We start from the raw sequence: 268 nt of genomic DNA, 5'->3' as shown, positions 1-268 counted from the left end.
ACGATATCAACAATCCCAGTAGGGGCACGGCATCAATCGACATTGCCATCAACGAGAAGGTTTTCTACCGCCGTGCCCCAACCACCAAAGGATATTCTACGGCATCCATCAGCGTTGCCATCCACGAGAAGGTTTTCTATTGCCGTGCCCCAACCACCAAAGGATATGATACGGCATCCATCAGCGTTGCCATCCACGAGAAGGTTTTCTATTGCCGTGCCCCAACCACCAATTTTAATCACCTAGATGCCACCGGAAACGATATCAA

1 protein-coding gene is annotated in these 268 nt (G+C 50.0%); it reads left to right on the top strand.

The features are described 5' to 3' along the window. The coding region (locus MiSe_RS50245) for a hypothetical protein (protein WP_226595112.1) at positions 1-268 on the top strand (268 nt) is incomplete at both ends.

Origin of the sequence: Microseira wollei NIES-4236 (genome assembly GCF_020521235.1) — a bacterium.
Classification (GTDB): Bacteria; Cyanobacteriota; Cyanobacteriia; order Cyanobacteriales; family Aerosakkonemataceae; genus Microseira; species Microseira wollei.
Note: the sequence above shows the minus strand (reverse complement) of the source record. Positions and strands in the feature narration are given on the sequence as shown.